The sequence below is a fragment of the bacterium SCSIO 12643 genome (genome assembly GCA_024398135.1).
Taxonomy (GTDB): domain Bacteria; phylum Bacteroidota; class Bacteroidia; order Flavobacteriales_G; family Salibacteraceae; genus CAJXZP01.
The window spans coordinates 4,009,073-4,022,956 of the sequence record CP073750.1; the positions used below are offsets into that span (position 1 = coordinate 4,009,073).

Consider the following 13,884-nt stretch of genomic DNA (forward strand, 5'->3'; position numbering starts at 1 on the left):
ATACTTATCAATTATATGATTCATACCTGCCTATCCTTCTCTTTAATAATCTCTTCAACTTTGCTTACAAATAGCTCTTGACTCTTTAAATCTTCTGTTTGAGGTATTATAACACTTTCTTCAAAGTTTACTACCTTTTTGAAATTTTCATCGTTATCCATAATTCTATCTATATTCACCGATGTTTCAAAATGATGCTCATAACTCTGATAATAATAGGGTCTAATAGTTTTTACATTAGGTTCATTAAATATTTGATTTAAGATCAATTTATCTGACAATCCACAGGAATGACCAATTATCGAAACTTCTATATCTCCCTTCTCCAAAAAGTCTTTTAGTCTATTTTCTTCATTAGTTCTCTTATAGTTATGCTTCTTTATATTTCTTAAGTACTCCTTATTTCCCAAGCCTAACAACTCCCTAGAATCCTCATTATTAGCTGCATAACCAAATATTATTGGATTTCTATTACTATCTATCTCTCCATGAATTTGAACTAACTGTATTCGATCTGCATTTTTCACATATTTTAAATACTGTTTAATTGAATCGGTATAATTGAAGTTTAATATCATCAAATCACCCTGCTGGACCATGCTATTAAAAAATTCCTTGAATACTGAAATAGGCTTAAATTTCCTCTGTTCTTGTTTAAGGAATTCTGAAAGATATTTTTTAACAATTTCAAAATCTTCATTTAGTTTTTCAGGGTTCTCATACAAAGGATCAATTCTCTTTGATAACTCACCGACAATTAATAATTCTAAAAAATACTGAGTCTCAATATCACACCAGTTATTAGTAATCAATTCATTGGTAATTTTTCTAAAAAAATAATTGTCAGTTCCAAACGGTTCATCTAAACTTCTGGAATATTTCTTCCAATCATCAAAACTCTTATAAACTCTATTAGAATCACTAATTACAAGTAAATCAGGGAACTTTTCTTTATTCTTTAATTCTTCATTAAATAGATAGTTAATAAAATGCCAATAACTTGTTTTTAGCCCATGAGCTAAATCAAATCCATTTCCAATTATTATGAGGTTGTTCATTTTTTTCAATTAATACTTAGCAACATTCGCTTTTAAACTACTGTTGTAATAGTTTAAAAGTTTCAAATACATCTTTTGGGATTAATTCTGGTATATCATCAACTACGTTTTCTAAAATTGATTTTTTCAATCGAAACTCAACATTTCTTTTAATTTTATTTAATTGGGGATATGTATTAATCAATTTATCTTCTAATTGATGTCCATTTTCTAGCAAATACCAATTTGGTATTTCAATACTTCTACCATTTAAATAGGGTACATTATTTAATCCATTGTCCGATGTATCAAATTCATTTTTTAATGAGTCAACAACAAAGTTTACAATCTGTTGCAATTCACTATCAGTTAACGATTTGAAATCAGTATAATTTTGATTATCACTCAAACCTAAATCACTTCTTTTGATAATCTTTTCTCTAAGAAGTAAAGCCGCTATTAAAATAGGGTCGAATAAATATGATTCAATACTATATCTTTTTCCTTCTCCTAATACCTTAACATGATCACTTGATTTATTACTCTTATCATAATCAATAATCCCCCAAACCTGCTTGTTCCCATTGTCTCTAAGAGTTTTTACAATTTTATTAACCTGAGCACATCCTGAAATACCTCCCCCATTTTTATCAATTTTGCTATCTCCTGCCGAAATAAAGCTTAAGGATATATCCTTTTCCAAATTAGGTTTTAATTTCTCATATAAGCTATCATAAAACATTACATCATTCTTACTTTCAACAAAAACTTGCCGTCTATTTTCATAATTAATACTTAAAGAAGGTATTCCTGTAGTCAAAATTTTTAATGCATTATCCTTACTTATTTTCTTTATCCTTGGATTACCAGACCTTTCAATCATAAAAATAGACTCTTCTGGTGCTAATGCTATGGTGGTTGGAGAATGGGTTGTTAAAATAACTTTCGTCCCTTTTTCATATGTGAAAACATTATAAATTACATCAAGAAACTTTTTTATCATAGATGGATGCAAGGAAGAATCAGGTTCATCAAGTAATAAAACCTTTGGGAATTTAGTATTTGAAGTAGAATTATAAATTGCAAAAATGAGTGAGATTATTACCTTTTCACCAGAAGACAAATTTTCTACATCCACCTCAAAAGAGTTTGTTTTATTAATGAGTTTAAACTTAAATGATGATCCTAGATAACTGGATTCAGGTTTTTTTACATAATAATCCAAATCGGCTTTTTCCAATAGTGAATTAACATATTCCCACGGAGGTGCTCCATATAAACTATTGAATTTTTCATCCGACAAATAAGGGTACTTATTGTTTTTTTCTTTTTCATTCCAGAAATGATTCATTTGATTTCTAATAATTTTATTAGAATATCTTTTGAATATCGTAGCGAAATTTTGTAAAAAAACACCTCTATGTTCTGAATTATCATCAAGCGGATAATAATTAAAAAAATCGTCTTGTGTTAATTCATGAATTTCTTTATTAGCATTGTTTACAATCTGTTTAAAAACAGAATATCCATTAATAGAACTTGTAAATGCTTCTTCAATGGCATGCGGGTTTCTTTGTCCAATTTGATTTCTAAAAGTTTGATAATCTCTCCATAAGCGATCAACATGATCGTCTAACATTGAATTATCTACCATACCACTATTACCTGGACTAACCTCATTTCTAAACCACTTTCTATCAATCACATTCCCATTCTCAAGAACTTCGATTTGCCCATTATTAATTGCTTCTAGTAATTGTGTTTTCCCTGCCCCATTTAAACCTGTTAAAACAGTTAGGTTAGGTAAATCAATCTCAAACGGGTCGAATAATTTATTTGAAATTTCTAACTTTAGTTTTATCATTTAATACTATTGTATCTTGATTGTTTTTTTGATAATCACAAACTCACCTTCTCCCTAAAACTCATAGCTACAGGCTCTACAGTATCTAAATGGATTTCCATGGGGCGCTGTTCCATTTCCAAAATCAGTTCTTCGGGTATTTCCAGGGTACCGTTGCTCAAAATCACGGTATAACCGCTGTTTTCGTTACGTTGATGCTTCAAGTATTTACCTATGTTGGGGTTGTGTTCCTGTGCCATATCGAGCACATAAAGTACCATGAGTTTGTTGTGCATTTAATCTATGTTTTTTAATGGTTAGTTTTCATTTATTACCCTTTACACTTACATGCGCGCTTGCCCTGTTTTGTAGCAATGTCTTTGGTCATTTCAGATATGCCAGACTTACATCTTTTCAGTGCACCATGTGTACGAGCAGTGTGGTAAATGGTACTTTTTCCACATACATATACCGTTGTGGAATCTATGATTTGTGTAGCAGGAGTAAAACCTACGGAGAGTAAGGCTAAACCTAAAATGGATAGTAGTTTTATTTGCATGGTAGGTTGTTGTAAAAAAACGCTACAATGTAAAACGTCATTCTAAATTTTGGTATCAGGGTAAATACGTATTTCACTTATGTGGTAACTACGTATATAAATCTTATAACAATCTGATTTTAAACAAGAAATATTAAACTTCAATTTTGAGTAAAAATTGGAATGGAATGGTTTGAAGGAATATTTGAGAGGGTTGATCTGTAAAACGTTTCTTGCCGGATTGAACCACTGCTTTAGAGAATCTTTGTATTCAGAAGTATTTTGCGTTTTAAACCTTAACCCTATGTTTTCTATGTCCTTTTTTTACTTCGTGAGCTCGCAAGCTCGGTTGTTTGCCCCAAAAAAAGAACGACACTTCGATAGGCTCAGCGCAGGAAAAAGGGCACTTTTTGGAATGAATTTTTCCAATCCGCTACGCTTCATGGAAAACCAAAGATTCAAGTCTAAATTCTCTCCAAGGCTTCAAGAATTCTTAACGACTTGAACTTTTATTCTACCCAAAAAGACCGCGAAATATTGTATTCTCAGAGGTTATAATACATTACGGCAAAATAATACTGTTTGAGAATCCGGCCTTAGGAAGTCTTGGTAGAAAGCTTTCTTCAGCCTTGAACTTTTTAAGCACATCTTTTAAGTTTTCATTTGTGCTTTTCCTTCATTCCATTCCGGTTGATTCTTTTGGTCGGACACTGAGCGCTGTGCCCTGAGCGGAGTCGAAGGGGAGCGAAGTATCAAGCCAAAAAGAATAGAATAATTTTCAGAATGGTTGGTCAAAGTAATTCGAGGTCTACATCATTACTCCTTCACAAAAGAAAACACATAATTCTTATTCTTTGTGATCAATTCTCCAAAGTACATGCCCTGAGAAAGTTGGGATAAATCCAATTGTAGTTTTTGGTTGGCTACATATTGAGAACGCTGGAACATCAACTGCCCCACCTGATTGTATACTTGTATTTCTACTTCTTGATTTTGTAATTCTGGCAGCATTAAATAAATAGACTCACGTACGGGATTGGGATACCCCACCAATTGTTTCTTTTCGGCTTCCAGTGTTTTAATCCCCACCGATATTGATCCACAGGTATCGGCAAAATCATCTCCAATAAAACGTGCAATTTTAACAATACTGTCTCCGTCAATAACATTAAAATTTCCACTCACATATAAAGTATCTCTATAGTGCGTCATCCCCGAAATCACTCCATTAAAGCTTGAACCACACCCACACCATTCATGCCCATCCCAACGGGCAACAGAACTAGCGGGAATCCCACCTGGAGTTTCAAACCGTCCTGCTACATATAAATAACCATTATGGACTTCCATAACTCGAATAGTCTCAGAACCAGGTGCCAATCCCCAGCCGAAACCACCACCCACTGTTTTCCAGTTTTGTCCATCCCATCGGGCTATCATGTTTTCTTTGCTATGATTGGTTTGATAAAACATCCCTCCAATATATAAATCGCCTTTATATTCGATCATATCATTGATTCCACCCAGATTTGACACATCGGTAATCCCACTATCACAATCCGACCAGTTTTGTCCATTCCACATCATCATACCATTCATCAAACTACCCGAAACGTAACTCCCTGTTCCTCCCACATACAAATTACCTTGATATGACGTCATGGCAAAAATGCCATCTCCAGTATAGGTCACATCCGTTATGTTTTGAAACTCAGTAAACGTTGTGTCTCCGTCCCATTCCACAAGTTGCGCATTCTTTTTTAGTGGATGAAAATAACTATAACCCAGAGCTAATAAATAATGGTTTTTATAAGGCAAAATCTTATAAACCGCATGATTGGTATTCGTATAGTTATAGATCCATTGGTTGTTTTTGTAGATGGCTATACCAAAATCGCCTACCACGATCATGGAATCATGAGAAAACAGCACATCATTAATGGTCGTCACACCCATAAGATTCAGATCATGTGGGGCTAAAATTTCTACACCATTTTCAGGGGTCCATTTTAAAATAGACGAAGACGACACACCATTCACCTGAGTTAAATAATCTGTTCCTCCTAAAACCAATTTGTCTTGCACAGAATCGACCGATAAATGATTGAAATAGGCCAAACCAATATTACCAATGCCCAAACCTTCCCACTTTTGTGCCCAGGCATTAGGCACAAAAAGCAAGAAACTGATACCGCATAGCGATATCAGTTTGAATAGTTTATTGTTTAATAAATGAGTACACATAGCTCTTTGCGTTTGGATCGTTTTTCACTTCTATTTTCATAAAATACACTCCACCCTTTAGTGAGGTAATATCCAGATGCAGACGATTTCCTTCGGTAAAAGTAGCTTTTCGTTGCATTTCCTGCCCCAGATTGTTGTAAATAATCAATTGCACCTGGGTAGATGGACTAAAGGGCATTTGCACATGAATGGTATTTAGAGCCGGATTGGGATAGCCCTGTAAATATTCCAGCTTACCGTTTTGCGTCAACTCCTCTAAGAAGAGTGCTAAATTGGAAACATTTACCTTGGCGATATAACCATCATTTACACGGGTATTGCTTAAAATCGATCCTTGCTGATCGTCATAATACGCTCCTGCCCAGGACTGATGACGCGGGGTATTTAAACTTTTGGTATCGCCACCAAAATAAATCCACTCTGCATTAAACACGGTCAAAGCTTCTGCATATTCATCTCCCTGATCGTTGGTACATCCAGCGCATCCACCGCCATAATAAGTAGCCCACAATCTGCTATTCTGATCATCAAACATCAACAGGATATTATCCGAACCTGATCCGCCTTCGGTAATGTGTTGGTTATTGGATTGGTAATATACCCCTCCCGGATCGCTCGTACTCATATTGGCCGGACTTGAAGCACTCGGTAAAGAATTAGCGGTGATGTAAACATTGTCTGCTTTGTCGGACACACAATTGACATATCCGTAATAAGCCTCTTGCCCACTACCTCCATAACAGGTAGACCACTGCAAAACACCAGCATCGCTAAACTGGGTAATTAAAACATCACGCATACCTTGATTAGAAGCCAGATAGGCATTTACTGATGTGGCACATTTGGGAATATTTCCGTTTAAATTGGTGGTACATGTACCAGAATTGTCTGTGGTCGATTCGGTATATCCCACCACTGTGATTCCATTGCCATTGGTGGCGATATCGGAAAACTGATCATCGCCATCGCCTCCATAAAAAGTAGACCATACCAACTGGCGCTGCTCATCAAACCGGGCCAGAAAACCATCGGCTGCGTTGGTAGATGCCGTGGCTCCCAATACCGATTGGAAATATGCCCCACCTTGAGGATTGGCCAAAGGAAAACTCCCGCTAGTATTGGCACTAGCGGGAGAACTGTATGAGCCTGTGGTTTGGGAGGTGCTGGTTTTTCCTGCAATGTAGATATCGTTTTTATGGGTGACACTATTATACTGATACGCGATGGCATAGGCACGATCATTTTGATGTCCGCCTAAAAACGTACTCCATTCTAATTCCATTGTTTGCAGTGGTTTCGCGCTAAATTGTGCTACAAAAGCTTCTTTGCCACCCTGATTGGTATTTTGATAAAAGCTGGAACCCAAACTATTGCACATGGGCATTCCCGCAGTACCACTACAATTTCCGGTATTGGTAGATGAGGTCACCCCACAGATATACAGTTCTTCGGTAGAGGCTTGCATATCCATAATATACTCCGAGCCATTTCCACCGAAATAGGTTACCCATCTTTTGTGTCCCAATTGAGCATCAAATTTCATCAACAATCCATCCAAGCCCTGCTGTTTGATTTGATTAAACGTGGACGTGTTTTGTCCATGTTCCAGATGGTCGCTAAGCGTATATCCTCCTATGTAAATGTTGCCTACTCCGTCAGGTACGACCTGATAGGCAATCGCCATTCCGTTATCATCTTTAGTCCCGCCAATATATGTTGCGAAAACCCTTTTTTCATATGAATAGAATTTAGAAATCATTATGTTAAACGTCAGATTATTAGGGTTATCAACTCCTTTCTTGGCTGGAAAAGACCCTCCACCACCTTTTACATTGGTTAACGTATAAAAATTCCCATCCGGGTCGGTATCAAAATCTTTGTTTTCGTCTATGCCTTCTCCTCCATAATAGGTTCCCCAATATGGTGGTATATTAGAGCCGCCAGCGGCTACTTGTCCGGGTCCGCCCATTTCAATAATCAATGGGAGGTCGGCATTGTACGATCCTGTAGTAATCGCCACAATGCCGTTCCCATCATGTACCCACAGTGGTGTCCAGTTCACTAAAATCGGTTGTCCATTACTCACCTGGTATGCATAGGCTTGTCTGAATTTTAGTTCCCACGAACTGAGCAAAAACTCCATATCACCGTTGGTACGTTCCACTATGTTCTCTTGTCCGGTAAACTTCAGTAAAATATCATCGGGATCTGCATCCGGGTATACAATAAAACGGGCTTTCATCCCCGATACATTACTGGTAAACTCCACATCGATATTTGGATAGGCATCTTCATACACGAGGCGTTCGTAGCCATGTACTTCCTCTATTCCATCGGCACAATGCGGGAGATAGTAGTTTAAATGTTCTTCTTTTTGGTTTCTGGGAATTGGATTATCAGCTGCTTCGCTGGTGTTTATTGAAGCAGTTCCATGATAAAACTCCATATCGATCCGTAAACTGGTATCGGGGTGAATCGAATCGAGTCTTAAAGTGGTAAAGCTGATTTTGTTGTTCTGAAAATAGTATGATGGCGAAGTCATTTCTGTATAAAACAGCACTTCGGGGTGCAAATGCCCATCATCATCGGCTATTTGCCCTTTGTTGGGATAGTAATAATGAGCCGGACTTACCGGGTCATTACTCAAAAATGGAATTTCGGTTTCTTGTGCGACTAACAACACGCTAAAGAGCGCTGCGAAACCTAAAGTAAATGCTTTGGTTAAAAATGTTTTCATTTTAATTTATATGTGGTTTATAAGAAAATTAAGTGGGATAGGTGTTTCGTGTTTAGCCCAAGTTAAGTGAACCCTGAAATGCATATGTACCCCATTGGAATCATATTTTTGGATGATCAATTTTGTTATTAAATTTTTCCTTTTGCACACACAAAGAAACATATGTTTCATTTTATAAACAAGTTTATATTTCATTTATTCAATTCTGTATCAGGGTAAATGGGTATTTAATTTATATGGAAAGCGTGATTATCATTTGGGTTTACTGATTAATAAATTGCTTCAAAAAAATTTGATTTAGTTTATGATCCCGGTCTTTTGATTGGAGACTTGGACTCCCCTTCGACTTACTTCGACAAGCTCAGCACAAGACACTCTCGAAGCAGTATCTCATAAAGCCACTTGTAAAGCATTCCAGATTCTATAGCTCGAATTAAGTCATGAAAGTGATTCCTATTATTTGAGAGTCTTTTTGGGCAGTGGTAATGTTCTATGCTTAAAATTTCCGCAGGAAATTTAAAAGCAATCACGGTAGTGATTCGCTTATCGATATTTCCAAAAAGAGCCCTTTTTCCTGCGCTGAGCCTATCGAAGTGTCGTTCTTTTTTTGGAGCAAGCAACCGAGCTTGCGAGCTCACGAAGTAAAAAAAGGACATAGAGAAAATAAGCGTTTTAATATGACCAGGTACTCTGGAAGTTAGAGTATTCTTTTTGACAAGTCTCGTAACTCCAATAAACAAGCTCGGAGCAAAGTTCTATATCCGTGATCAAAAAGTGTACAGTTTGTTTCTCGATTAATCATCCGCACAACTACCAAGACTCAGATAACCAAACCATTACCCCTACAACTAGTATAAATCACGCCCCTTCAAAACAGGTAAAATTACCCGTTTTATCCGCTTTCGGATTCGGTAGTTTTGGGACGTAGATTCGCGAAACCTACTATTAATTAATAACTTAAAAACGTCAAATTATGGCAGACACAGACAGAGAATTAGTCTCGATGGCCCAGCAGTTTTCTGGGTTACCGATGGACTCCTTGATTGGAGCTCCGTTGAATGCAGCGGCTAAGGGTAATGCTTCCATGGCTTTGACACAGACAAGTTTCTTATTGGACACATGCTTTAACAAAACCACCAGTTCAGGTTCTGGATCTGGTTCAGGGGCCAGTGTAAGCTATACACCAATTATGATTGAAATGTCTTTGTCAAGACCTGTGATTGTACAGCCCGACAGCGGTTCTGGTTCAGGAACGGGATCTGGAAGTGGTGTTACATTCAACAATGTAACTACCCAATTTAACCTTCCATTGTTAACCATTATCCCTATTAACTCTTTAGGGGTAGATAACGTAGATGTTACGTTTGAAATGGAAGTTAAATCCAGCTTCTCAGAAGACACCAACAAAACAATTTCTAACAGTACACATGCGCAGGCTAGCTTTGAAGCTAAAATGGGCTGGGGACCTTTCTCCGCTACTGTAAAAGGAAGTGCTAGTTACGATCACAAAGATTCTGAAACACACAGCACGCACTACCAAAAAAGTAACTCTGCAAAATACACGGTAAACGTGCATGCAGGTCAACTTCCGGTGCCTAAAGGGGTGAATACCATTATTGAAGCATTCACTAATGCCATTCAACCTATTAAGGTCAATTAATCAACATGCTTATTTAAACGGGTGGATCTTGATCCGCTCGTTTTTAATCAAATTTAAAAAACCATGAATCCAAAGAATATACGGCCATTTAATCCCACGTTTACAAAATCGCACCATATCGAAAAGATCATTAGTGCGCCTTTGGAGGCTGCCGCTCATGCCAATGCAATGATGCAACGTGAGCAAACCACATATATGATGGAAACCGGGTTTAACGAAAATAATGGGCGCTACGAGCCAATTATGATCGAAATGTTACTGGTACAGCAAGTATTGGATCAGGATGCTCAAAATGGCTCTGCCGCACCTCAAATGAAAACCATAGAAACCACATTCAACTTACCAATTCTAACAATTATACCGATTAACTCCCTGGCAGTAGATCAGGTGAATGTGCAGTTTGAAATGGAAATCCACCAGGAGATTACGCAAAACAATAATAACGCGACATCATCCGGAATTCCTCAGACAGATAAAACACAGTTAAAAGGTAAAATCAGTTATGATTCAAAAGAGTATGTACCGAATACAACCCGGAGAAGGCAAAACTCATCGTCTCTTAAGGTAGAAGTCAATGCCGCTCCACTCCCACTACCGGTAGGGGTTAACATCATTTTAGATCTCTATCAAAAAGCCATCCGTCCGGTAGAATTAAACAATAAGAATAATACACAACAAAATTAAAAACCATGCAATTCAATATCCATATTCCTTGTCCAGTGTGTCAAACACAAATCCCGGCAGATTCTAACTTATTACTGACCGGAACCCAGTTTTCATGTCCAACCTGCAATGCAGCTATCGGACTATCTCCAAAAAGTGCTCCTGTAGTGGAACGTGCCATGAACGATTTTGAAGAACTCCGTAAAGAAGTTGGAAACTTAAAAGATAACGCTTTAGACTAGTTGGTATGATTAGCTTTAAATCATTTGTGAGCGCCATTCATGATGCGATTCTATCGGCCAACGAGCAATTGATGGATAAGAACATCGGTTTGCTCGATAAGTATTTTATTGATCCATACGGTCCTACAGATGTTCAGGGTAGTTTGGATGATGCTTTAAGAGTATCACAAAACATCTCAAACAAAAAAGGCTCGGTGACCAATGAAGACTTACAACGTGCTTCTGAAGTTTTTTCAAAAGCCAAAGACGCTTTATCCGGAAATGCCAATAGTACTTCCAATCCCAAAGCTTCGGGGGTATTATCTCCCAAAACCGTGGCAATGGAATATCCAAGGGAAACCGCTAATGGCATGGAATCCGTTGAGGTTCAGGTTCCCCTACTCACATTGGCTCCTTTATCTATGTCTCAAATTGAAAAAGCCACATTAATTGCGGATTTTGAACTGGAAATCATCAATGATGAGGTGCAAATCAGTTTTGTAGATGAAAAGCGTAGAAGACGTAGAGATCATGCAACACGTGGCAGTTTGGAAATCACTATTTCTCCGCAGGAACCATCAGACGGATTAAAGTTATTGATCGAAGGTTATGAAAAAGCGCTCAAAAGCCAAATTCCATAGACTTCATGAGGAAACCAGGTAAATATGAACCATATCGTTCTTCGGGGGCGCTTAAAACAAGAGAGGCCGAACGAAGAACCAAATGGTTTACATATGATCCTTATACCAAAGAAAAAGTGAATGCCAAAGATCTGGGCTCATACATTCCGAAAACTCCTCCTGTAGTACCTAAGGAACCTATGGGCATGGCGTTTCAACCAGAAACATTCAAACCACAAGAGAAACCAAAGCCATTAATTATAAATGCTTTACTAAGGTTATTTCAACCATTTTTCAAAAAGATTTCATTTGGTATATCCAACGCCACACAGTCATTATTAAATAAATTTAAACGTCATAAGTGAGTAGACTCGAAGTAAAATTCAGACGAGACGAACAAGCCGAAACCAATCGTCTGATTCGAAAAATATGGAAATGGGTGGTCATTTTTGTCCTCCTTAATATTTTGGTGATTGTATTACATGCATGGTACATCAGTAAACTACATGACCCTTTCAGTCATTTATTTCATGATCAAATGCCTGCGGATACGATCACTAAAGATAGCGTCCCATTCGATTACAATCACACCCCCTATTATTATCTGGGGCACTCCTATCATGCAGATACAATCAAGGACACGACCTCTTTCCGAGATCATTATAATTTCTATAAACAAATCATCCCCGATAGTAATCAAAATGGGATTCAGGGCTACTATGGAATTGATGTATCCATGTGGCAAAATAGTATTGACTGGGCACAAGTTCAGGCGGATACTGCTCCGCATCCTTTACTGTTTTTTATCATTAAAGCCACACAAGGCGCTTCTATAATAGATCCATATTTCAAGCACAACTGGCAGGAAGCTCCAACAAAAAAGAATGTGGTTGGTGCTTACCATTTTTATGATTACAATGATAGTCCTATTGCTCAGGCGGAGAATTTTATCAAAACTGTGGATTTAAAATCGGGCAACCTACGTCCTATTATTGATATTGAGCTGGCGTGTGCTTCATGCTTAAAACCTGGTATTCCCAAGCGCAAGATGATTCAGAATTTAAGAACGTTTATCGATCGTATTGAATCCCATTATCAGATTCAGCCCATTTTATACACCTATTCCTCATTTTATGTGGAATACCTCAAACCACACTTTAACAACTACACATTTTGGATGGCGCAGTACGACATAAATCCTCCGATGGGCATGCACATCATTGAAAACGATACCATGCCTCTGGCACCGCCCCATGTGGCTATGTGGCAATTTACCTGTAAAGGCCGCATTAAGGGAATCACCGGACATGTAGATTTAAGTTTTGTTCCCGCTTATGAATTCAACGATTTAAGAATGCCGTAAATCGTATTAAACAACTTGAATATGAAAATATTAGACTTTCAAAACAACGGATTAGGTGACGTGATACTGGGCTGCTGGATCATAGAAAGCGCTCAACGCGTAAATGAGATGGTTTATGTCAACCCCAGAAATCATCGCGCCATCACAGAAATGTTGAATATGCCGGAGGAAAACATTACTTACGAATCCGGAGGGAACTGGACTCAATTACCGGATAGTGGATTTAATCACGAATTGCAAAGAGCGCATGAAGTCAGTCTCAACCGATTTCAGTTTTGGACGCATAGTATTGGTTTAGAAGGCCTCACTCCTGTTCGTCCGCAATTTACCGCAGATGAACATGCCAAAAACTGGGCACAAGACGAATGGAATAAAGTCTGCAACAAAGACGCTCCTAAAATCATTATTCTCCCTGAAGCCACACGTGTCACCCGCTCCTGGCCCATGATTTACTGGCTGGATTTAGCTCAAAAACTTAAAAACGATTACAATGTATGTGTGATGGCTTTAAACTCTCAAGTGGCCCGTAGATTTGATGTATATCATTTCTGGGGAATGCCATTGAACAACTTTGCAGCTATGGTAGACCAGGCTGATTTGGTAATCAGTGCAGATTCCGGTGGCGCGCATTTGGCTGCTACCCTAAAAACCCCGGTTATTGCACTTCAAGGCCCTACCATCGGTCATGTGGTATTTGGACACGATGAATATGCCCACCCTATGCATGTTTCAAAAGAACAGGTTCCATGCGTGGCATGTAATTTCTCAGAATCTCATGGTTACACTCCAATCTGCAATGATGGCTGCCAGGCCTTATACTTGCTAAGCCCTCTGGAAGTGATGAATAAAGTAAAGGAATTGGTACCGAAGGGTGTGGAGGTAAGTTAGTTGCCTTTAGGCGTACTCTTCGGCTTACTTCTACAAGCTCAGCACAAGACGCTCAGTGTCCGCTATAACG

13 protein-coding genes are annotated in these 13,884 nt (G+C 38.0%); 7 read left to right on the forward strand and 6 right to left on the reverse strand.

Translation table 11 applies throughout. The annotated features are described in order from the left end of the window. Positions 1 to 20: 20 nt before the first annotated feature. From KFE94_17520 to KFE94_17545, 6 genes are all read right to left on the reverse strand, one after another. A complete protein-coding gene (locus KFE94_17520) occupies positions 21 to 1,058 on the reverse strand; it encodes a hypothetical protein (protein UTW66425.1) in 1,038 nt (345 codons plus the stop codon). A gap of 37 nt (positions 1,059 to 1,095) precedes the next feature. Then, positions 1,096 to 2,901, reverse strand: a complete 1,806-nt coding sequence (locus KFE94_17525; GenBank protein UTW66426.1) for an ATP-binding protein — start codon at positions 2,899 to 2,901, stop codon at positions 1,096 to 1,098. 35 nt (positions 2,902 to 2,936) lie between these two features. Then, positions 2,937 to 3,176 (reverse strand): hypothetical protein, encoded by a 240-nt coding sequence (locus KFE94_17530; GenBank protein ID UTW66427.1) that lies wholly within the window; start codon positions 3,174 to 3,176, stop codon positions 2,937 to 2,939. Positions 3,177 to 3,211: 35 nt separating this feature from the next. After that, complete coding sequence (locus tag KFE94_17535) at positions 3,212 to 3,439, reverse strand: hypothetical protein (GenBank protein UTW66428.1); 228 nt, start codon at positions 3,437 to 3,439, stop codon at positions 3,212 to 3,214. A 795-nt stretch (positions 3,440 to 4,234) separates the two neighbouring features. Then, positions 4,235 to 5,662: a T9SS type A sorting domain-containing protein gene (locus KFE94_17540; protein UTW66429.1), complete on the reverse strand. Its 1,428-nt coding sequence runs from the start codon at positions 5,660 to 5,662 to the stop codon at positions 4,235 to 4,237. Next, positions 5,637 to 8,399 (reverse strand): T9SS type A sorting domain-containing protein, encoded by a 2,763-nt coding sequence (locus KFE94_17545; GenBank protein UTW66430.1) that lies wholly within the window; start codon positions 8,397 to 8,399, stop codon positions 5,637 to 5,639. Before KFE94_17545 ends, KFE94_17540 begins: the two co-directional genes overlap by 26 nt. A gap of 973 nt (positions 8,400 to 9,372) precedes the next feature. On the opposite strand from KFE94_17545, the gene KFE94_17550 reads away from it, so the two are divergent. The 7 genes from KFE94_17550 (at position 9,373) to KFE94_17580 (ending at position 13,814) form a co-directional block, all read left to right on the forward strand. Next, the gene (locus KFE94_17550; protein ID UTW66431.1) at positions 9,373 to 10,059 is read left to right on the forward strand and encodes a DUF2589 domain-containing protein; all 687 of its coding nucleotides are present in this window, start codon (positions 9,373 to 9,375) and stop codon (positions 10,057 to 10,059) included. Positions 10,060 to 10,122: 63 nt separating this feature from the next. After that, positions 10,123 to 10,743, forward strand: a complete 621-nt coding sequence (locus KFE94_17555; protein ID UTW66432.1) for a DUF2589 domain-containing protein — start codon at positions 10,123 to 10,125, stop codon at positions 10,741 to 10,743. A 5-nt stretch (positions 10,744 to 10,748) separates the two neighbouring features. Then, complete coding sequence (locus tag KFE94_17560) at positions 10,749 to 10,964, forward strand: hypothetical protein (GenBank protein UTW66433.1); 216 nt, start codon at positions 10,749 to 10,751, stop codon at positions 10,962 to 10,964. Positions 10,965 to 11,035: 71 nt separating this feature from the next. Next, the gene (locus KFE94_17565) at positions 11,036 to 11,584 is read left to right on the forward strand and encodes a DUF2589 domain-containing protein (protein UTW68310.1); all 549 of its coding nucleotides are present in this window, start codon (positions 11,036 to 11,038) and stop codon (positions 11,582 to 11,584) included. A 5-nt stretch (positions 11,585 to 11,589) separates the two neighbouring features. Then, positions 11,590 to 11,928, forward strand: a complete 339-nt coding sequence (locus KFE94_17570) for a hypothetical protein (protein UTW66434.1) — start codon at positions 11,590 to 11,592, stop codon at positions 11,926 to 11,928. Beyond that, positions 11,925 to 12,926, forward strand: a complete 1,002-nt coding sequence (locus KFE94_17575) for a hypothetical protein (GenBank protein UTW66435.1) — start codon at positions 11,925 to 11,927, stop codon at positions 12,924 to 12,926. The genes KFE94_17570 and KFE94_17575 overlap by 4 nt, the downstream gene beginning before the upstream one ends. A 21-nt stretch (positions 12,927 to 12,947) precedes the next feature. Continuing rightward, entirely contained in the window at positions 12,948 to 13,814 is an 867-nt protein-coding gene (locus KFE94_17580) for a hypothetical protein (protein UTW66436.1), read from the forward strand. The last annotated feature ends 70 nt before the right edge of the window (positions 13,815 to 13,884 follow it).

Excerpts from the sequence above, each read along its gene's own strand:
- KFE94_17520 (UTW66425.1), bottom strand. The coding sequence starts at position 1,058 with ATGAACAACCTCATAATAATTGGAAATGGATTTGATTTAGCTCATGGG.
- KFE94_17525 (UTW66426.1), bottom strand. The coding sequence starts at position 2,901 with ATGATAAAACTAAAGTTAGAAATTTCAAATAAATTATTCGACCCGTTT.
- KFE94_17530 (UTW66427.1), bottom strand. The coding sequence starts at position 3,176 with ATGCACAACAAACTCATGGTACTTTATGTGCTCGATATGGCACAGGAA.
- KFE94_17535 (UTW66428.1), bottom strand. The coding sequence starts at position 3,439 with ATGCAAATAAAACTACTATCCATTTTAGGTTTAGCCTTACTCTCCGTA.
- KFE94_17540 (UTW66429.1), bottom strand. The coding sequence starts at position 5,662 with ATGTGTACTCATTTATTAAACAATAAACTATTCAAACTGATATCGCTA.
- KFE94_17545 (UTW66430.1), bottom strand. The coding sequence starts at position 8,399 with ATGAAAACATTTTTAACCAAAGCATTTACTTTAGGTTTCGCAGCGCTC.
- KFE94_17550 (UTW66431.1), top strand. The coding sequence starts at position 9,373 with ATGGCAGACACAGACAGAGAATTAGTCTCGATGGCCCAGCAGTTTTCT.
- KFE94_17555 (UTW66432.1), top strand. The coding sequence starts at position 10,123 with ATGAATCCAAAGAATATACGGCCATTTAATCCCACGTTTACAAAATCG.
- KFE94_17560 (UTW66433.1), top strand. The coding sequence starts at position 10,749 with ATGCAATTCAATATCCATATTCCTTGTCCAGTGTGTCAAACACAAATC.
- KFE94_17565 (UTW68310.1), top strand. The coding sequence starts at position 11,036 with ATGGATAAGAACATCGGTTTGCTCGATAAGTATTTTATTGATCCATAC.
- KFE94_17570 (UTW66434.1), top strand. The coding sequence starts at position 11,590 with ATGAGGAAACCAGGTAAATATGAACCATATCGTTCTTCGGGGGCGCTT.
- KFE94_17580 (UTW66436.1), top strand. The coding sequence starts at position 12,948 with ATGAAAATATTAGACTTTCAAAACAACGGATTAGGTGACGTGATACTG.